At 65.4% G+C, this 18,061-nt stretch carries 19 protein-coding genes and 1 riboswitch; of the genes, 4 read left to right on the plus strand and 15 right to left on the minus strand.

Annotation, left to right across the window (positions count from 1 at the left end):
* The first annotated feature begins 149 nt into the window (after window positions 1-149).
* The gene (locus C1H84_RS04785; RefSeq protein WP_053797598.1) at window positions 150-530 is read left to right on the plus strand and encodes a hypothetical protein; all 381 of its coding nucleotides are present in this window, start codon (window positions 150-152) and stop codon (window positions 528-530) included.
* Between the two features lie 55 nt (window positions 531-585).
* A complete protein-coding gene (locus C1H84_RS04790; protein ID WP_181728056.1) occupies window positions 586-1,437 on the plus strand; it encodes an SGNH/GDSL hydrolase family protein in 852 nt (283 codons plus the stop codon).
* A 73-nt stretch (window positions 1,438-1,510) separates the two neighbouring features.
* Here C1H84_RS04790 and metX read toward each other — a convergent pair whose 3' ends face one another.
* Both metX and C1H84_RS04800 read right to left on the minus strand, forming a co-directional pair.
* A complete protein-coding gene (gene metX, locus C1H84_RS04795) occupies window positions 1,511-2,659 on the minus strand; it encodes a homoserine O-acetyltransferase MetX (RefSeq protein WP_113606703.1) in 1,149 nt (382 codons plus the stop codon).
* Between the two features lie 2 nt (window positions 2,660-2,661).
* A complete protein-coding gene (locus C1H84_RS04800; RefSeq protein ID WP_113606704.1) occupies window positions 2,662-4,005 on the minus strand; it encodes a bifunctional o-acetylhomoserine/o-acetylserine sulfhydrylase in 1,344 nt (447 codons plus the stop codon).
* 89 nt (window positions 4,006-4,094) lie between these two features.
* Window positions 4,095-4,213: riboswitch (SAM riboswitch) on the minus strand.
* 173 nt (window positions 4,214-4,386) lie between these two features.
* On the opposite strand from C1H84_RS04800, the gene C1H84_RS04805 reads away from it, so the two are divergent.
* Window positions 4,387-5,031, plus strand: coding sequence for a VOC family protein (locus C1H84_RS04805; protein WP_047118564.1), 645 nt, complete (start codon window positions 4,387-4,389; stop codon window positions 5,029-5,031).
* 86 nt (window positions 5,032-5,117) lie between these two features.
* On the opposite strand, the gene C1H84_RS04810 is transcribed toward C1H84_RS04805, so the two are convergent.
* From C1H84_RS04810 to C1H84_RS04820, 3 genes are all read right to left on the minus strand, one after another.
* On the minus strand, window positions 5,118-6,422 hold the full coding sequence (locus C1H84_RS04810; protein WP_047118563.1) for a hypothetical protein: 1,305 nt from the start codon (window positions 6,420-6,422) through the stop codon (window positions 5,118-5,120).
* A 125-nt stretch (window positions 6,423-6,547) separates the two neighbouring features.
* Complete coding sequence (locus C1H84_RS04815) at window positions 6,548-6,961, minus strand: GNAT family acetyltransferase (RefSeq protein WP_047118562.1); 414 nt, start codon at window positions 6,959-6,961, stop codon at window positions 6,548-6,550.
* A 20-nt stretch (window positions 6,962-6,981) separates the two neighbouring features.
* The gene (locus tag C1H84_RS04820; protein WP_113606705.1) at window positions 6,982-7,764 is read right to left on the minus strand and encodes a CPBP family intramembrane glutamic endopeptidase; all 783 of its coding nucleotides are present in this window, start codon (window positions 7,762-7,764) and stop codon (window positions 6,982-6,984) included.
* A 92-nt stretch (window positions 7,765-7,856) separates the two neighbouring features.
* Here C1H84_RS04820 and C1H84_RS04825 point away from each other — a divergent pair, with 92 nt between their 5' ends.
* Window positions 7,857-8,711, plus strand: a complete 855-nt coding sequence (locus tag C1H84_RS04825) for a phosphotransferase family protein (protein ID WP_060617033.1) — start codon at window positions 7,857-7,859, stop codon at window positions 8,709-8,711.
* A 40-nt stretch (window positions 8,712-8,751) separates the two neighbouring features.
* Here C1H84_RS04825 and C1H84_RS04830 read toward each other — a convergent pair whose 3' ends face one another.
* The 10 genes from C1H84_RS04830 to tpx form a co-directional block, all read right to left on the minus strand.
* Window positions 8,752-9,531: a DeoR/GlpR family DNA-binding transcription regulator gene (locus tag C1H84_RS04830; RefSeq protein WP_047118560.1), complete on the minus strand. Its 780-nt coding sequence runs from the start codon at window positions 9,529-9,531 to the stop codon at window positions 8,752-8,754.
* A 12-nt stretch (window positions 9,532-9,543) separates the two neighbouring features.
* A complete protein-coding gene (locus C1H84_RS04835; protein WP_052772284.1) occupies window positions 9,544-10,251 on the minus strand; it encodes a copper homeostasis protein CutC in 708 nt (235 codons plus the stop codon).
* Window positions 10,251-11,108 (minus strand): carbohydrate ABC transporter permease, encoded by an 858-nt coding sequence (locus C1H84_RS04840; protein ID WP_231735983.1) that lies wholly within the window; start codon window positions 11,106-11,108, stop codon window positions 10,251-10,253. Before C1H84_RS04840 ends, C1H84_RS04835 begins: the two co-directional genes overlap by 1 nt.
* Before the next feature lie 2 nt (window positions 11,109-11,110).
* Window positions 11,111-12,028, minus strand: a complete 918-nt coding sequence (locus C1H84_RS04845) for a carbohydrate ABC transporter permease (protein ID WP_231735984.1) — start codon at window positions 12,026-12,028, stop codon at window positions 11,111-11,113.
* Between the two features lie 132 nt (window positions 12,029-12,160).
* Window positions 12,161-13,420: an extracellular solute-binding protein gene (locus C1H84_RS04850; RefSeq protein WP_113606706.1), complete on the minus strand. Its 1,260-nt coding sequence runs from the start codon at window positions 13,418-13,420 to the stop codon at window positions 12,161-12,163.
* A gap of 193 nt (window positions 13,421-13,613) precedes the next feature.
* On the minus strand, window positions 13,614-14,465 hold the full coding sequence (locus C1H84_RS04855; protein ID WP_113606707.1) for a class II fructose-bisphosphate aldolase: 852 nt from the start codon (window positions 14,463-14,465) through the stop codon (window positions 13,614-13,616).
* 14 nt (window positions 14,466-14,479) lie between these two features.
* Complete coding sequence (locus tag C1H84_RS04860) at window positions 14,480-15,412, minus strand: 1-phosphofructokinase family hexose kinase (protein WP_113606708.1); 933 nt, start codon at window positions 15,410-15,412, stop codon at window positions 14,480-14,482.
* The gene (locus C1H84_RS04865) at window positions 15,409-16,347 is read right to left on the minus strand and encodes an ROK family protein (protein ID WP_113606709.1); all 939 of its coding nucleotides are present in this window, start codon (window positions 16,345-16,347) and stop codon (window positions 15,409-15,411) included. The genes C1H84_RS04860 and C1H84_RS04865 overlap by 4 nt, the downstream gene beginning before the upstream one ends.
* Before the next feature lie 5 nt (window positions 16,348-16,352).
* Window positions 16,353-17,255 (minus strand): SIS domain-containing protein, encoded by a 903-nt coding sequence (locus C1H84_RS04870; RefSeq protein ID WP_113606710.1) that lies wholly within the window; start codon window positions 17,253-17,255, stop codon window positions 16,353-16,355.
* A 275-nt stretch (window positions 17,256-17,530) separates the two neighbouring features.
* Window positions 17,531-18,028, minus strand: a complete 498-nt coding sequence (gene tpx, locus C1H84_RS04875; RefSeq protein WP_047118554.1) for a thiol peroxidase — start codon at window positions 18,026-18,028, stop codon at window positions 17,531-17,533.
* Window positions 18,029-18,061: the final 33 nt, after the last annotated feature.

Raw genomic sequence — 18,061 nt, forward strand, 5'->3', positions numbered from 1 at the left:
CAGCGCATCGGACGACGCCAAAAGTACCAATCGCCCCGTTGCAATTCTGTAACGTTTGGATTTACTCGGGGCGTTGGCTCAACCATCGTGGTTGACTTGTGGAAATAGATGAACGATGTTTTCTCCACCCACCGAAAGCAGCCTCCGCGATGAATTTTGATGACGCCCCGCCGGAACTGATCGAAGAGCTCAACGATCCGGAAACACTGTTCGATTCCGACCCGACCGGCACCATGGAATCCGCCTTTGCCGGCGTCAGCATTTTGTCCATACTCTTCATTGTCATTTTCACGCTGGTGGTCGTATTCATCATCGTTGTCTGGGTACGCAACTACCGGGCGGCGAAGAACGCCGGGGTTGACATCTTCACCGTGCAGACCGACATCGCGGCAAAGGCCTCGAAGTCCGCGCTGCTCGCCCCGGCCCAGTCAAAGGAGGACCGGCTGCGTGAGCTGGACGATCTGCGTTCCAAGCAGTTGATCAGCGCCGAGGAATACGCCGAGGCCCGCAGCAAGGTCCTGCTCGGATAGTTTTCTCGAATCGTTGACACAACGTTACTAACGAGTAACAATGTAGCTTGTGGCTATTTCCCCAAGTTTCGAAACTCCTGATTCCGAGAATTCCACGGTGCACCCTTGGCGGCGCTATGTAGCGGTCGGCGATTCTTTCACCGAGGGCGTGGGAGACCCCGATCCCCTGGCCCCGCAGTCCTTCCGCGGCTGGGCCGACCGTCTGGCCCAGGAGCTCAGTCGGGGCGTGCCTGACTTCGCCTACGCCAACCTCGCGATCCGCGGCCGGCTGATTGCCCAGATCATCGAGGAGCAGGTCCAGCCGACCATTGATCTGAAGCCCGACTTGATTTCCATCTGCGCCGGAGGCAACGACGTGCTGCGCCCGGGAGGGGATCCGGACAAGATCGCCGACCAGCTCGATTCCACGATTTCCCGGCTGAATTCCACGGGGGCCACCATCCTGCTGTTCACCGGGCCGGATATCCGGGATACTCCGGTGCTCGGAAGCATCCGCGGCCGCGTGGCCATCTACAACGAGAATGTCCGCACCGTCGCCGCACGCTACGACGCGATCGTGGCAGACATGTGGGCGCTGCGCGAACTGCACCAGCCGGTGATGTGGTCTGCGGACCGCCTGCACTTCTCGCCGCTGGGCCACCAGCGCATTGCGGCGATGGCACTGGATGCCTTGAACGTCCCGCACACGCTTGACACCCGCATCGACGCAGTCGAGGACACCCGCAGCTGGAAGGAAGCGCGGATCGAGGACCTGCACTGGGCCCGCGAGCACCTGGCCCCGTGGGTACTGCGCCGGCTGCGCCACCAGTCTTCAGGCGACGGCATCACGGCCAAGCGCCCCACCCCGACGCCTTTTGCCGAGAGCACGCCGAACGACTCGCTGGGAGCCGGCGACAGCGCTCCCTAGCCCCGAACATGCCGAAGGCCGCATCACCGATAACTGGTGGTGCGGCCTTCGTTCCATGCCATGTCGCTCTCGATTAGTCCTCGTCGAAAACCAGTGTGCGCAGCACCCCGTCCAGCTGGGCGGCGTCTGTCAGGAATCCGTCGTGGCCGATCGGCGAATCGATGTAGTGCACCGGCTTGGGCGTGGCCAGGGAAGCAGCGAGCTTCACCGACTGCTCCGGGTAGTACAGGCGGTCGGACTTCACTGCCGCCACCAGCACGTTGACCTGTTCCAGCCGCGCCAGCGCGTGTTCGAAGGATTCATGCCCGCGGGCCACGTCGTGGCTCATCAAGGCCTCGGTGAGGACCAGGTAGCTGTTCGCGTCGAAGCGGTTGACCAGCTTGCTGGCCTGGTGGTCCAGGTAGCTCTCCACCTGGTAGCGTCCACGGTGCCCTTCGAAGGGAGCATCGGGGACCTCGCCGTCCTGCGCCTTGCGGCCGAAGCGGTGCTCCAGCTCCGCCTCGGAACGGTAGGTCAGGTGGGCCAGCCGGCGGGCCAGTCCCAGCCCCTCGTCCGGGCGCGCCTGGTTCTGGTAGTAGTCTCCCCCGGCGAAATGCGGATCAAGCCGGATGGATTGGGTCTGCACCTGCGCGAACGCTATCTGTTCTGCGCTGGCTTGGCCGGTGGAAGCCATGACCACCAGGTTCGCGACCTGCTCAGGGAATTCAACCGCGTATTCCAGGGCCCGGGCTCCGCCCATGGACCCGCCGAGCACGGTATGCCAGCGCTCAATTCCCAGCTGTGTAGCCAACCTTTGCTCCAGCCGTACCGAATCCTTGATGGTGACGAACGGGAAACGCGAACCCCACGGCACACCTTGCTCATCCAGCGATGCGGGGCCGGTGGATCCATTGCAACCGCCGACCATGTTCACCGAGACCACGTAGAAGCGGTCGGTGTCCACTGTCAGGCCGGGGCCGACGAAGTCCTCCCACCAGCCGTCGGTTTGCGAATCGCCCCGGGAGACGTGGGCGTCTCCGGTCAGGGCGTGCATCACCAGCACTGCGTTGCTGCGCTCGGAATTCAGCTCCCCCCAGGTTTCGTAGGCCAGGGCCACCTGCGGCAGGTAGCCGCCGAACTCGAAGGAGTACTCGCCCACGGACGCACGGCGCAAAATGCCGTGGGTCCCTTCGGCGAGCTCTTCGGTGCCGATGGTGTCTTCGGTAGTCACAATGGATGCCATGCCTAGCGGGTTTCCTGCAGTTCCTTGCCCTCAAGGGCTGCGACCGCCTGGAACCCAAGCTCGAGGTCGGCCAGGATGTCGTTGATGTTCTCCAGCCCGACGCTCAGGCGCACCAGTCCCGGGCGCACCCCGGCGGCCAGGCGCTCCGCGTCGGAGAGCTGGGCATGGGTGGTGGAGGCCGGGTGGATGACCAGCGAGCGGACGTCACCCAGGTTCGCCACATGGGAGTGCAGCTGCAATGCGTCCACAAAAACCTTGCCGGCTTCGACTCCACCGGGCAGGTCGAAGGCCAGCACCGAGCCGGCGCCCTTCGGGCTGTACTTGCGTCCGCGCTCGAACCACGGCGAGGATTCCAAGCCGGCGTAGGCCACAGCTTCCACATCGGCGCGGGCTTCGAGCCAGTTCGCGACAGCGGAGGCGTTCTCCACGTGGCGTTCGATGCGCAGGGACAGGGTCTCCAGACCCTGGGCGATCAAGAACGCGTTGAACGGCGCCGGGGCCGAACCCAGGTCGCGCAGCAGCTGCACGCGGGCCTTGAGGATGTAGGCCAGGTTGGCGCCGAGGATGCCGTTGACGCCCAAGTCGCGGGCGTAGACCAGGCCGTTGTAGGACTCGTCGGGGGTGTTGAAGCTCGGGAAACGCTCGGGATCCTTGGAGAAGTCGAAGTTGCCCGAATCTACGATCACGCCGGCGATCGCGGTGCCGTGGCCGCCGAGGAACTTGGTGGCCGAATGGATCACGATGTCCGCACCCCATTCGATGGGGCGGATCAGGTACGGGGTAGCCAGGGTGCTGTCAACCAGCAGCGGCACGCCGACCTCGTGGGCGATCGCGGAAATGCCCTCGATGTCCAGCACATCCTGGCGCGGATTGGAGATGGTCTCGCCGAAGAACGCCTTGGTGTTCGGCTGGACGGCGTCGCGCCATTCCTGCAGGTTGTCCGGGTCGGAAACGAAAGTGACCTCGACGCCCAGCTTCTTCAGCGTGTGCTTGAGCAGGTTCTGGGTTCCGCCGTAGAGGCTCGGGCTGGCCACCAGGTGGTCGCCGGCCTCGGCGATGTTCAGGATCGCGAAGGTGGTTGCCGCCTGGCCGGAGGACAGCAGCAGTGCGCCCACGCCGCCTTCGAGGTCGGCGATGCGGGTTTCCACGGCCTCGGTGGTCGGGTTGCCGATGCGGGTGTAGATCGGCTCCAGCTCCTGCAGGGCGAAGCGCGCTGCGGCGCTTTCGGCGCTCGGGAAGACGAAGGACGTGGTCTGGAAGATCGGCAGGGAGCGAGCACCGGTAACCGGGTCAGGGCTCTGTCCTGCGTGGATCTGACGGGTTTCAAACGACCAATTGTTGCTCATGGCAGCCTCCAAAAGTTCTGTAACTATGGGGGTACACCACTGAACACACACCACCGGGAAGAACCTCAACGAGGTGCTGCCAGAGGGGTAACCCGCGCTTGTCCTTGACGCCGAGCGGCTCAAGGGCCAGGTCTTCACCCGGGGCACCCCACCGCGGTTGGAGGGTTGCCGCCCAGTAAGCCGGGGCTTGTTACTGGGACTCATGACCTGCCACCAGTGTGCCCGAAAATCGAATATCTTGGCAACCCGAGGCCGGATCCAGAGTCTCAATCGGTCATATTCACGTCCGAGCGACGTCTTATTGCACAGAATTCGACAAGAGTCCAGATCTTAGGATCACCTAAGTAGAGACTGGGATCACATTGTTGTCATGATTGGCACATGATGAGGCTAGATCACGTTACGTACGCATGCGGCCCGGATGGGCTGATGCCAACCGCTGAAAGAATTGCAGAGTCCCTGGGCCTGGAATTCGTCAAGGGAGGCGTGCATCCACGGTTTGGAACTCGCAATGTAATTTTCCCGCTGAAGCACAACCAGTACCTTGAGGTCGTCGAGGTACTGAACCATCCGGCCAGCCTCAAGGCACCTTTCGGACAGGCCGTGCGCGCGCGCTCCGAGCTGGGCGGCGGCTGGATGGGTTGGTGCGTGTCATTGGACGACCTGAGCGGAGCGGAAGAACGCCTGGAACGCAAGGCAGTTCCCGGGAACCGCAAGTTCCCCGACGGCCGCGAACTGACCTGGCAGCAGATCGGCATCAAGGGCCTGATCGCGGATCCGCAGGTGCCCTATCTGCTGCGCTGGGACGACGGCACCGAGGACCTGCATCCGTCGCGCGCGCTGGAGCCTACCGGTGAAATCAGCGAGATCAACATTGCAGGATCCCGCGAGCGCGTGCTTGAATGGCTGGGGCAGCCGGAGAACGTGAATCTCGGACCGGTGACCACCAAGTACCAAGCTCCCAACGGGACGCCGGGCATCCTGTCGGTAACTTTCAATACCGCCAAGGGCACGGTCGTTCTCTAGGAACATCGGGGACCACAGCACAAGATAGGCGGGGACAATGGAGTCCCCACCTACCTTTGCTTGTTAATTGGACGGTTGGTGCAGCCCTAGGATCCGGGTAGCTGCACCAGCTGGCAGTTTTCGACTCCCGCGGCCGCCCGTTTCACCCAGCTGATTTGGGACTGCTCGTCCAGCGCGTTCAGCGCGTCGAGCTGCTCAGACTGGGCTGAGTCGACGAATTCCCGGTCTGCCTTTGTAGTCCACCATTGGTACAGCAGGTTGGACTGCGCCCACATGTGCCGCTGCGCTTCGGTAGCGGCACTCGAGGTGCCAACAATGCCGTGGCTCGCCGCAAGGCTGCCCAAACATTGTTCGGTGGGGTTGACCGACATTTTCATGGCCAGATCCCACTTGACGGTTTCCGGGGAATAGCGGTCCTCGAAGCCCAGCAGCAGACCGCCGGTTGCCTCGGCATGGGCCTTGCTGCTGGTGATGATGCGCGGCTGCTGGATTCCTGTGGCCTGTTCCAACTGGCCGACACCCGCGGTGATGTTAGACCTCCAGTCGTTCCAGTGCTCCGCTTCCCCGGGCCAGAAACAGTACTCGTGCCCGTCGCCGGGTTCTTCGCAGCGTAGCTCGGAGGTGCGGCTGAGCTGCTGCTCTTCGCCCGCATCCTGCGCCGCCAGCGCCCCGCCGCCCCAGAGCACTGTCAGCGACAATGCTCCGGCCACGGCCAGCGCGCGACGCGCCATTCGGTTCATGTTCTGCGCCTTGACGCAGATGGCCAACACGCCCAACATCGACCAGCCCAGATAGCACAGGGCGACTGCCTGGATGACTATGGGATTCGGTGCCGAATCCCGGGTGCAGCACTCTGAAAGCCCTGCCATGTTGCTCAGCATGGGGCCAGGGGCCACCAGGGAAAGCAGTTGCAGTCCGGAGAACAACACGATGCTCAGCCCGATGGCCAGCTTCGGGGCGAACAGCAGTCCCAGCCCCAAACCGCCCAGGCACAGGCCCAGCATCATGAGCATGGAGAGCAGGAATAGTCCGGGGTCGGGGACGAACACTTCGCCCATCCGGTACATCACCGTCGCGTAGCCCAGCAGGTAGGCGCTGGCGCCGACAACCAGCGGGGGCGCCAGCAGCTGCAGGGCGGTTGCCGCGATGCGGTGCGGTCCGCGTACCCGGCGCAGGGCCGCGATGCCGAAGCGGCCGCCCACCCATGCGGCGTAGGTGCCCAGCACGACGCCGCAGAAGAGCATGCCGAAGGAGGAGGCGACGCTCAGGCCTTCCCTGCTGGTATGTTCGGTCTCCACCGGAACCAGCAGCGCCAAGAGCTCGGTGAAGATCAGCATCGCCATCAGCGCGAGGCAGGCCCGCGACTTGCTCCAGAGTTCGGCGAACTGCATGTCTTCCCTTCGAGTTCCTGACGGATGCTCTCTCATCAGGAAGTCTTTCATCAGATTGGCGGATATTTTGTACCGGAGTAACTTTATCCGCTTTTTCTGGACGTCCGCTTCAAATACCCTGCTGGTTAGGGAACCAGCCGTTTGCCCAGCACTGCGACGTTCAGGCGTTCGAAACCGAGTTTTTCGTAGAACTGCGTAACCGAGTCATTGCCGGCGCGGACCATCAGCTGGACCTTGACGGTTCCCCGGGCGCGCAGCCATTCTGCTGCCGCTTCGACGATGCGCCACCCGCAGCCCTGGTCCTGCAAGTCGGGGTCGACGGCGACGTAGTAAAGCCAGCCGCGATGCCCGTCATCTCCGGCCATGGCGGTGGCGGCCAGCCGCTCCCCCTGGACGAGCGCCAGGATGGTGGACTCAGGGCCCGCGAGGGCCTTGCGGGCGTCGGCGTGCGGATCGTTCCACGGTCGGGTCAGCCCGGTGTGTTCCCACAGCGCGACAGCCCGCTCGACCCAGGCCTCGGAAAGTTCGATTAATTCCATGTCAGAAGGCTATGGGAAGGCTACGCGCCGATGCCAATCGCCGGTCCGAGCAGCAGGTAGCCGACGAAGCCGATGGCATCGAGCAGGAAGTGCGCGATCACCAAGGGCATGACCCGGCCGTAGCGGTGGTAGACCCAGCCGAACACCACACCCATGACCACGTTGCCGATCATCGGCCCGATGCCTTGGTAGAGGTGGTAGCTGCCGCGGATCAGCGCCGAGGCTAGGATCGTGGTCCACAGTCCCAGCTTGAGCTTGCGGACGTAGGTGAACAGGAAGCCGAGCATGATCACTTCCTCCAGCACCGCGTGGCGTGCGGCCGAGAGCATGAGCACCGGGACGCTCCACCAGTAGTCCCCGAGGTTCGCGGTGGACAGCGCCGTGGTGATGCCCAAAGCCCTGCCCGCAGCGTAGACTCCGAGGGTTCCCAGGCCCATGGCCAGGAACAGGCCGGCGCCCAGCAGCGTATCCCGCCCGGGTTTGCGCAGGTCGAAGCCGATCATCGACACGGTGGTGCCGGTGCTGCGCTTCATGAGATAAAGCGCCAGCAGCACGGGAACCAGGGCGAAAACGATGTCCAGCAGCTGGTAGGCCAGGTCGAAGTACTCGCGGGTGCTCAGCGGGTTGTTCATCGAGGTCGTCTGCTCGGACAGCGGCGCCTTGGTGACCTTGTCGGCGAAGCTGATGATCGAGTACACCGCGCTCTGTCCCAGGCACAGGGCCATCACCAGCGCGATCTCGATCTTCAGCGTGCGCCGGTCCACGGTTTGGGTGCTGGTCTGTGCATTCACGTCTTTGATCATAGACCGCGCACGCTGTGCGGACACCCAGCGATCGGGACGCCATGCGATAGCCTGAAGAAGCTGTTTTCCCTGATCCGCGAAGCGAGTTGCCTGTGTCCCGTCCCGCCACCGAAGCCGAGATGAACCTGGGCACGATGCTGCGCCCGGACCTGCCCTGGGAAGGAGGGGTCGTCAACGAGGGCGGACAGTTCCACACCGTGCTGCTGGCCAACGAGCAAGCTGTCATCCGCATGGCCCGTACACCCCAAGCCAGTGCCCAGATGCCGCGCAGCGTCCGGCTCCACCGGCTCCTTGCCGAGCAGCTGGATTACCTGCTTCCCACTGACTGCAGCGACATCCTGACCATCGACGGGCTATCTTCGGTGGCCACCGTATTCGTACCGGGGAGCGCCCACGAACCGCATAGCGGAGACCCTGCGCCACTTCGCCGCTTGGTTCGGGAGCTGGCCGAGGTGCACCTGCAGCCGCTGGAAGATGAACTGGCCGAGCCCTTTGCATTTCGAGGTCCGTGGACGCCGGCGCGCCAGCAGAAATGCTTCGATGCGCTTCCGGAAGAGCTCCGCTCGGCGTCCGCGCTCCTGTGGGATCAGTTGGATTACCTGGCGCAAAGCCCAACCAGCTTGGTCCACGGCGATCTCGCTGGCCACAACATGCACTGGGTGGACGGGAAGCTGGTCGGAATCCTGGACTGGGATCTTGCCTGCGCCTGGGACCCTGCGTTGAATACGGCCTACCTGTCCTTGTGGCATGGGCAGGACCTGATCGAGCAGATTGCCCCGGATGCCGAGCAGGCCCGCAGAGCCAGGATCTGGCTGGGCCTGATGAGCCTTGAACGGCTCTCCGACACGCTCACGCGCAGCGACAGTCCCCGGCTGGACAAGCTCATGCGCAAGATCGGCCCGCGCATCCTGTCCGCGGCCGAGGCGGCGGGCTCCCGCCCGCGTTAGTCTGCCGGGCTTCCGGTCGGGTCCTGCCATGCGGGTGCGGCTAGCCGAGGACAGGCATGCCCCCGGCGGCCAGGGCCTTGCGTTGGGCCGCGGTGATTTTGGCGTCGGTGATGATCCCGGTGAGGTGTTCGGTATCCAGGATGACGAACGAGCGTTGGCCGATCTTGGATGAATCCACCACCACGAAGCTGCGCGCGGACTGCCGGATCAGCTGTTCGTTGACCGCCGCTTCCATCTCGTCGCCGACCATCGGGCCGGTGTCCGCATCCAGCCCATTGACCCCCACGAAGGACAGGTCGAGGGTGATCTTCGCGAGCGAGGACTGCGCCATGGGGCCGACCAGCTCGTAGGAGCGGTCGTTGAGCACCCCGCCGGTGACCATGACCCGGATGTGCGGGCGCACCGCCAGCAGCGAGGCGATGTTCACGGCGTTGGTGACCACTGTCAGGGTGACCCGCCCCGGCTCCCCCACCAGTTCCTGGCGCAAGCCCAGCTCGGTGGCGATGGCCTTGGTGGTGGTGCCTCCGGACAAGCCGACCACCATGTCCTTGCGCACCAGCGCGGCGGCGGCCTTGGCCACCTGGGCCTTCTCTTCGTCGTGCTCCTCGCGCTGGTAGCGCGAGGGCAGCTCGTAGGCCACGGAGTTGGAGACCGCTCCGCCGTGGGTGCGGGTCAGCAGCGAGGCCGCGGCCAGTGAATCCAGGTCCCGGCGGGCGGTTGCCGGGCTGGTGTCCAGCTGCTGCACGATCTCATCGACGTCGATCTGGCCGCGGCTGGCCAGCAGGTCGAGGATGTGGTTAAGCCGCTCCTCGCGTTTCATGGATCCTGCCCCTTACTTGGTCAGTGCGTTCAGCGTGCTGCGCAGCTGGCGCACCTGTTGCTCCGACACCCTGATGGTGCCGGCATAGTGTGTCTTGGCGGAGAAATGCACGGCAGCCGCACCGGCGCCGCGCGCCGGGCCGATGTCCTGCGCCCTCATGCCGCCGCCGGCCATGATCTGGATCCTGCCGGCGGCCGCCTGCGCCATCCGGGCAATGACCTCCAAGCCCTCGCCGGCGGCGTCTCGCCCTCCACTAGTCAACACTCGGTGGATGCCAAGTGCCAAAAGCTGTGTCACGGAGGCCACCGGATCCGCGCTGGCGTCGATGGCCCGGTGCATGGTGATTTCAAGCTCCGGATTCACCTCCAGGCCGGCCGCGGCCATCCGTGCCACGGCTTCCAGGTCCACCGCGCCTCCGGCGTCCAGCGCCCCGAGCACCAGCCCGTCCACGCCGGAGCGGGCCAGCCGCCTCGCCTGCCGTTCCATGACCCGCAACTCCGCGTCCTCGTAGTGGAAGTCGCCGGGCCGGCTGCGCAGCAGCGCGTGCACCCCCAGCGCCGGGCGGTGTTCCAGGATGTCGTCCAGGACTTCGGGTCCCGGGGTGATGCCGCCCAGTTCCAGGGCTTCGCAGGCCTCGATGCGGTCAGCCCCGGCGGCCGTGGCCGTCCGGGAGCACCGCCCGCTGGTGGCGACGATTTCCAGGGCCGTGCTCGGTTCCATTACTTCACCGCTCCGGCGGCCAGGCCGCCGATCAGGCGCTTCTCGATGAGCGCGAAGAGGACGATGACCGGGACGATGGCCACGATGGAGACGCCGAAGACGTACTGCCAGGCGGTGGCGTACTGGCCGACGAACTTGGTCAGCGCCACGCTCAGCGGCTGGTTCTCGGCGGTGGACAGGATCACCAGCGAGGCGGCGAATTCATTCCAGCAGGACACGAAGGTGAAGATCACCGCGGTGACGATGCCCGGCCAGACCAGCGGCAGGTTGATGGTGAACAGCACACGCAGCTTGCCGGCGCCGTCGATCTGCGCCGCCTCGTCGATGCTGCGCGGCACCCCGGCGAAGAAGGAGTGCATGATCCACACCGCGAAGGCCAGGTTGAAGGCCGCGTTGATCAGAATCATGGCCAGCCAGGTGTCGTTCAGGTCCCAGGCCAGCATCTGCTTGAACAGGCCGGCGGTGAGCACCGCCGGCTGCAGCATCTGGGTGACGATCACCAGGAACATGAACACCATCTTGCCCGGGAACTTGAAGCGCGCGGTGAAGTAGGCGGCCGGGGTGGCCACCAGCAGCACCAGCAGGGTTGCGAACACGGAGATCACGATGGTGGAGATGAGGTTGTAGGGCACCGGGGTTTCCGGGGTGTCCCACATGCTGACGTAGTTGGACCACTGCAGCCCGTCCTGCGGCATGAAGCTCGGCGGGATCTGCAGGATTTCGGCTTGGGTCTTCAGCGAGCCGATCATCATGGTGCCGTACGGGATCAGGAAGACGATAACGACCACCAGGCCGATGATCATGCGGCCGATTACTGTCTTGCGGCTGGCGCGGTCTTCGGTATCGAGGAAAGCCACGATCACACCTCCTGCATCGGCTTGACGGTTTTGACGTAGATGGCGACGATGACCAGCACAATCGCGAAGTTCACGACCGACAGGGCCGAGGACAAATCCAGCCGGCGGTCGAACTGCAGGACCTTGAAGATGTAGGTCATCAGCGTGTCGGCGCTGTTGCCCGGGATGGATCCGGTCATGACCTTCAGGATCGGCAGGTTGTTGAAGACGTTGATGATGTTGATCAGCACCGCCACCGCCAGCGCGGAGCGCAGCTGCGGCAGCACCACGAACAGGTAGGTCTTCCAGCGGCCGGCCCCGTCCATGCGGGCGGCTTCCAGGGTGTCGCCCGGCACGGCCTGCAGGCCTGCGAGCAGCGTGTAGGTCGTGAACGGGATCGAGACGAAGATTGCCACGACCACCGAGACCGCCATGGCCGGGATCGCGTTCTTGGTCCAGCCGAAGCCTTCGTCCATGAAGCCGATCTGCACGAAGAAGTGGTTGAAGATGCCGTAGTTCGGGTCCAGGCCATAGTAGAACACGGTGGTGGTCATGACGACGGAGGCGGCCCAGGGGACGATCACCGCCATGCGCACGATGGTGCGTCCGGGGAATGGCTTGGAGAGGAACTGCGCCAGCGCCAGGGAGATGACGACGGTGATCAGCACGACCGAGACCACCCAGAAGAAGGTGTTGGCCAGGATCCGCGGCAGCGCCGGATCGGCGAAGATCGTGGAGAAGTTGGCCAGGCCCGCCGAGTGCAGGTCGGTGCCGACCGAGGAGATCTTCCGGGTGGAGTTGTAGATCATGTAGCCGGCGGGGAACACCACGATGGCCAAGATCAGCAGCAGCGCCGGGCCGATCCACGGCAGCGAGGAGATGAATGACTGGGTATCGGTGCTGCGCCGGAGCTTGCGTCCGGCCGGTGCTTTGACTGGCACTGGGGAGCTCATGGAAGGCTCGCTTTCATTGCATGCTGTTCGGGAGGGGACCGGAAAATCATGTGCCGATCCAGCAGGAAAGGCCCGGCGTGGCGACGTCGGGCCTCCCCTGCGAACTAGGTCGCCTGCCGTTTACTTGGCGGCGTCGGCCTTCGCCTGGATTGCGTCCAGCACTTCCTGGGCGGACTTGCCGGTGGCGATTTCACCCATCAGCGACTTGAACGCGCCGTCGGTGGCGTTCCAGGCCGGGTTGGTGGTCGGGTAGAACACCGCGTTGGGCAGCAGGTCCAGGAACGGCTTGAGGGTTTCGTCCCCGGCCAGCTTCTCGGAACCCGACTTGGTGGTCGGCAGGAAGCCCTCGGTGGACACCCAGTCGGTGTAGACGTCGGCGGAGAAGAAGTAGTCGAAGAACTCCTTGACCGCGGCCGACTTGCTGCCGTCGTTCTTGAAGGACATCAGGCGGTCGGCGACACCCAGCGTGGCCGGCGAGCCGGTCTTGGTGGCCACGGCGGCGATGCCGTAGTTCAGGTCCGGGTTTTCCTTCTTGATCTGGCCCACGGTCTGCGGCAGCGCGTAGGCGAAGCCGAGCTTGCCCTGGATGAAGGTGTTCAGCATCGGGGTGCGCTGGGTGGCTCCCGGGTCGTTCTGGGTGACGCCGTCGTCGATCATCTTCTTCATGAATTCGGCGGCTTCGAGGTTGGCCGGGGTGTTCACCGCGATCTTCTGCGCATCGCCGAAGTTGCCGCCGTTGCCGGCGAACCAGATCAGGGACTCGCCCTGGGCTTCCTCGCTGCCCAGCGGCATGCCGTAGCCGTCGGCCTTGGTCTTGTCGCTGATGGCCTTGGAGGCGTCATGCAGCTGGTCCCAGGTGGTCGGGACGTTCTTGACCCCGGCTTCCTCCATCAGGTCCTTGTTGTAGAACAGGGCGCGGGCGGAGGCGATCAGCGGCAGGCCGTACTGGGTGTCCTGGTACTTCTCCGCGTCGGCGAAGGCGGTCTGGAAGTCGGCCAGGGTCTCGGCCGAGGCGACGTCGCTGGCAGGGGCCAGCAGGTCTTCCGCGGCGAATTCCGCGAAGGCGCCGCCATTGTAGATGTCCGGCGCCTGGTTGCCCTGCAGCTTGGTCTTCAGGACGTTCTCGATGTTCTCCCACGACTGGACTTCGAGGTTCACCTTGATGTTCGGGTGCTCGGTCTCGAAGTCGTCGATGACGCCTTCCCACAGCGCCTTGGTGCCGGTGGAGTAGGTCGGGACGAGCATTTCCAAGGTCGTCTGTGCGCCTTCGGACTCGGCCGATCCGCCGCTGTCATTGCCGCCGGAGAACCCGCAGCTGGTCAGGAGCAGTGCCGCTGCGGCCGAGAGAGCCAGTACCGCGGAGCGCTTGGTTCGTTTCATGGTGTTCCTCAGGGTTCGGGATGCCGCAGCACCAAAGCGAGTGATTCTTTTATGATTTTTTCGGGAACATTCAATCAAGAAAAATCATGTTCACCTCAAGTATGAAGTGCGCCACACCAAGCGTCAAGGGTGTGACTGATATTTTTCGACCAGGAAACAATCCAAGAAATCAGAAACGCTCACACGTGGCCTGCTAGGCGCGGCTCCGCCCGGCGGAGGCGAACAACTCAAGCATCCGGGCGGCCTCTGCGGCCATGGCCGTGCGCCCCGCCCCCAGGTACTTGCGGGAGTCCACCGCCTGCTCGTTGGCCGCCAGCCACTGGCGCACGGCGCGGGTGAAGAACCCGTTCAGGTGGGTGGAGACGTTGATCTTGCGCATGCCCGCCTCGATGCCCGCGACCAGGGTCGCATCCGGAACGCCCGAGGAGCCGTGCAGCACCAGCGGGACCTCCAGTGCCCGGTGCAGCCGGGAAATCAGGTCCAGGTCCAGCGATGCGCCGCGTTCCAGCATCGCATGCGAGGAGCCCACTGCCACGGCCAGCGAATCGACGCCGGTCGACTCGACGAACTGCACGGCCTCGTCCGGGTCCGTGCGCACGCCAGGGGCGTGGGCTCCGTCCTTGCCGCCGATTTCGCCCAGCTCGGCTTCCACCGTGGCTGATGCGGCCCGTGCCGCGGCGACCACACGCTGCGTGGCGGCCACGTTCTCTCCGAAGGGCAGCTTGGCCCCGTCGTACATGACCGAGCCGAAACCCAGGTCGAGGGCCCGGTACACCAGTTCCTCGTCCTCGGCGTGGTCCAGGTGCAGCGAGACCGGCACGCTGGCTTCCTCGGCCAGCGCGAGCGAGGCGGCGGCGAGGGGGCGCAGTCCCCCGTGGTACTTCACGCAGTTCTCGCTGATCTGCAGGATCACCGGCAATCCGGCTTGCTCGGCGCCGGACACCAGCGCCTGGGCGGTCTCCAGGTGGATGACGTTGAACGCCCCCTGGCCGTAGCCCCCGGCTACGGCGGCCTGCATGATCTGACTTGTTGGAACCAACGGCATGGGAGTTTTCTCCTTTAGATGTCCTCGCCCTCGGGCAGGATGCGGTAGGTAACGTCGGCGAGCAGCGCTTCGTGCTTCGGGGACAGCGCGCCGGCGGTGGGCATGAGCACCGTGGAGGCGGACCAGGCCACGGCCCGGCGCAAGGTGGACTCGCGATCCAGCGACGCCACGCTGCTGGACAGCAACGCGGCCACTGCCGAGTCCCCGGCTCCGGTGGGGTTGCCGGTCAGCTTGCGCGGCAGCTTGGCATGGGCCACCAGCGGGGTCTCCCCGGTGAAGTGGTACAGCCCGTTTTCGCCGGCGCTGAGATAGATTTCCGCCGCGCCCCGCTCCAGCAGGTCCGCGGCCCCTTCGGCCAGCGAGTTCGCGCCGGTGGCGGCGAGCAGTTCGTGGTGGTTGGGTTTGAGCACCGCGCCGCAGGCCGCGGCGTCCAGCAGCAGCGGGCCGCTGGTGTCCACCACGGTGTAGACCTCCCGCTGCACGGCGGCCTTGATCAGCGCGCGCATGGTTTCGCGTTCGGTCCCCGGAGGCCAGGATCCGCAGATCGCCACCGCCCGGGCGCGCTCCAGCAGCCCCTGGTAGGCCTGCGTCAGCGACTCCCATTCGGCGGCATCCAGGGCGGATCCGGCCTCGTTGAAGATGGTGGTGGTGTCGGCCTCCGGGTCCACGAAGGCCATGGAGCGCCGGGTCGCCCCAGCCACGGGGACCGCGGTGAATACGATGCCGGCGGCGGACAGCTCGGCGGTGAGCTCCCGGCCCGAGGCGCCTCCGGCGGGGAACAGCGCGTGGACGGCGAAGTCCTGCGAGTGCAGCACCCTGGCGACGTTCAGGCCCTTGCCTCCGGCCTGGCTGTGGCTGCGCACCACCTTGTGGCTGGAGTCCACCGCGACCCCGGGGGCGCTGTAGGTTTCATCGATGGCCGGGTTCGGCGTCAGCGTGAGGATCATAGGGCGATGCGGGTCGAGCGTCCGGCCGCGTCCCGGGCGAGGATCATCGCGCCCTGCAGGCCGGCGTCGGCGCCCAGGTGCGCGGGGATCAGCCGCGGTTCGCGGTGGAAGGACAGCCTGCGGTGCAGGGATTCGCGCAGTTCGGCGAAGAACGACGGCCCGGCCTGGGCCAGGCCTCCGCCCAGCACGATGCCCTCCGGGGCGACCGAGGAGCACAGCTGCGCCATGGTGAAGGTCAGCGCCTCGGTGGCGTCGTGGATGATGCCGGCGGCGATCTCGTCCCCGGCGGCCCGGGCGGCGAACACTTCCCTTGCTCCCCCGCGCTTGCCGGTGGCGGCGAGGTAGCGCTTGGCGATGGCGCCGGCGGAGCCCAGGGTTTCCAGGCAGCCGGTGGCGCCGCAGGCGCACGGCAGCCCGCCGGGCACCTGGGCGTGGCCCAGTTCCCCGGCGTATCCCCCGGCGCTGACCAGCCGTCCGTCGACCATCAGCGCGGTGGCGATGCCGGTGCCGATGACCATGACCACGGCGTTGCGGCGCAGCGCCGCGTCCTTGGCCCCGCTGCCCAGTTCCAGCTCGGCGCGCGCGGCCATGGCCACGTCGTGCCCAAAGCCGACCGGGATGCCAAGCGCCTTGGAGGCCATCGCCTGCAGCGGCGCGTCGCGCCAGCCCAGGTTGGCGGAGAAGATGCCGGTGCCGGTCTCCGGGTCGACCAGGCCGCAGACGGCCAGGCCCGCGGAAACCGGGGTGGTGCCGGAGTCGGCCGTCAGGCGGCGCGAGATTTCGCCGAGCTGGGTGACCAGTTCGGCGGCGGATTCCTCCGGTGCTGTTTTGCGGGTTGGTTCGCGCAGCACCTGGAGGATTTCGCCGTTGGTGTTGGCCAGCCCCGCCTTGATGTCGGTGCCTCCGACGTCAAAGAGCAGGAAATGTTCACTCATGGCCTTTAGCCTTCCAGGATGACCGATCGGGTCAGGTTGCGTGGGCTATCCGGATCGAGATTGCGCGCGCGAGCCCGGTCCAGGGTCACCCGGTGGATGTATGCGAGGTCGGCCAGCGGATGGCGGTCCTCGTTCACGTAGATCGCGCCGGTGCGGGTCACGTCGGCGTCCAGGCCTTCGGGCTGGGCGCCAAGCATCCACGTTACCCGGTTTGGCGCGGCGATGGAGATCGGGCCGTGGCGGTAGTCCATGGCCGGGTAGGCCTCGGTCCAGCCCTGCACGGCTTCGCGCATCTTCAGCGCGGCCTCGTGGGCCAGTCCCACGGACAGCCCGCGGCCCAGGAAGGTGAACTGCTCGGCGTCCAGCAGTTCCTGCGGGGTGGCGGAGTTCACCAGCTGTTGCGCCTGCGCGATGGCCGGCTCCAGGTCCTCGCCGACGCTTGAAAGCAGGTAGGCCAGCGCGGTGGTGGCGAAGCGGGTCTGCACCACCGACTGCTCGTCCGCGTAGGGCAGCTCCACCACTGCGTCGACCTGCTGCACGATCGGCGAGCTGGTGTCGCCGATTACGGCGACGGTGCGGAGGCTGCCGTCCAGCTCGGTCAGCAGTTGCAGCACCTCGGAGGTGGTGCCGGAGCGGGTGATGGCCACCAGCACGTCGTAGTCGCGGGTGGCGATGCGCGCCTCGGAGGCGGCGAAGGAGTCGGTGATGCCGTGGCCGGCGGCTTCGCGGGCGGCGGCGTAGGCTTCGGCCATAAACCAGGAAGTGCCGCAGCCGACGACCGCGACCTTGGCGCCCTTGGCCGGAAGCAGGTCTTCGGACTGCTGCTGGGCGATGGCGCGGCGCCACATCTCTGGCTGGGAAACCAGCTCCCGCTCCATGTGCGCACCCAGGACTGACTGCTCGCTCATCGATAATCTCCCTTGCTCATTCACAGCGAAACCGTTTGACTACTCAGTGAAACGTGCCTGATGTTTTGTGATTCTTTTTCGCTCATAACAATCATAAGCAATCTACAAAGAGTATAGGGGTAGAAGTGCGTCTTGAGAATCCCCCGGGGCAAAGTCGTTGGGGAATCTTGGACAGCGGGGCCGGGCGCATACAAAAATGGCGTCTTCGCCGACCACAGGTCGGCAAAGACGCCATTGGGCAATCACCTCAGCGGCGCACGGCCGCCAGCTGATTGCTAGTTCAGGACTGCGATAGCTGCATCGTAGTCAGGTTCGGTGGTGATCTCCGGGACCACCTGGGTGTAGATGACCTTGCCCGACTCGTCCAGCACGACAACCGAGCGTGCCAGCAGGCCGGCCAGCGGGCCGTCGATCTGGGTGACACCGTAGTCGGAGCCGAAGTCCGAGCGGAACACGGAGCCGGATACGACGTTCTCGATGCCTTCGGCACCGCAGAAGCGGGCCATGGCGAATGGCAGGTCGGCGGAGACGCACACCACGGTGGTGTTCTCCAGGCCGGCGGCCAGTTCGTTGAAGCGGCGGACGCTGGCTGCGCACACACCGGTGTCAACCGATGGGAAGATGTTCAGCACCACGCGGCGGCCGGCCAGCGACTCGCTGGTGACGTCGGCCAGGCCGGTGTCGGTCAGGGTGAAGGCGGGAGCCTGCGAGCCTACGGCCGGCAGGTCGCCAATGGTCTGGACAGGGGTACCTTTGAATGCAGTGTTAGCCATACACCTTGTTTACCACGAAGGTGCCCGGCATCA

Source organism: Glutamicibacter soli, assembly GCF_003309065.1.
In the GTDB taxonomy this organism is placed as follows: Bacteria; Actinomycetota; Actinomycetes; order Actinomycetales; family Micrococcaceae; genus Glutamicibacter; species Glutamicibacter soli.

Bases quoted from the DNA above. Each gene is read 5' to 3' on its own strand.
- C1H84_RS04785 (WP_053797598.1), top strand. From the start codon at position 150: ATGAATTTTGATGACGCCCCGCCGGAACTGATCGAAGAGCTCAACGAT.
- metX (WP_113606703.1), bottom strand. From the start codon at position 2,659: ATGGCATCCATTGTGACTACCGAAGACACCATCGGCACCGAAGAGCTC.
- C1H84_RS04800 (WP_113606704.1), bottom strand. From the start codon at position 4,005: ATGAGCAACAATTGGTCGTTTGAAACCCGTCAGATCCACGCAGGACAG.
- C1H84_RS04805 (WP_047118564.1), top strand. From the start codon at position 4,387: ATGATGAGGCTAGATCACGTTACGTACGCATGCGGCCCGGATGGGCTG.
- C1H84_RS04810 (WP_047118563.1), bottom strand. From the start codon at position 6,422: ATGCAGTTCGCCGAACTCTGGAGCAAGTCGCGGGCCTGCCTCGCGCTG.
- C1H84_RS04815 (WP_047118562.1), bottom strand. From the start codon at position 6,961: ATGGAATTAATCGAACTTTCCGAGGCCTGGGTCGAGCGGGCTGTCGCG.
- C1H84_RS04820 (WP_113606705.1), bottom strand. From the start codon at position 7,764: ATGATCAAAGACGTGAATGCACAGACCAGCACCCAAACCGTGGACCGG.
- C1H84_RS04830 (WP_047118560.1), bottom strand. From the start codon at position 9,531: ATGAAACGCGAGGAGCGGCTTAACCACATCCTCGACCTGCTGGCCAGC.
- C1H84_RS04835 (WP_052772284.1), bottom strand. From the start codon at position 10,251: ATGGAACCGAGCACGGCCCTGGAAATCGTCGCCACCAGCGGGCGGTGC.
- C1H84_RS04850 (WP_113606706.1), bottom strand. From the start codon at position 13,420: ATGAAACGAACCAAGCGCTCCGCGGTACTGGCTCTCTCGGCCGCAGCG.
- C1H84_RS04855 (WP_113606707.1), bottom strand. From the start codon at position 14,465: ATGCCGTTGGTTCCAACAAGTCAGATCATGCAGGCCGCCGTAGCCGGG.
- C1H84_RS04860 (WP_113606708.1), bottom strand. From the start codon at position 15,412: ATGATCCTCACGCTGACGCCGAACCCGGCCATCGATGAAACCTACAGC.
- C1H84_RS04865 (WP_113606709.1), bottom strand. From the start codon at position 16,347: ATGAGTGAACATTTCCTGCTCTTTGACGTCGGAGGCACCGACATCAAG.
- C1H84_RS04870 (WP_113606710.1), bottom strand. From the start codon at position 17,255: ATGAGCGAGCAGTCAGTCCTGGGTGCGCACATGGAGCGGGAGCTGGTT.
- tpx (WP_047118554.1), bottom strand. From the start codon at position 18,028: ATGGCTAACACTGCATTCAAAGGTACCCCTGTCCAGACCATTGGCGAC.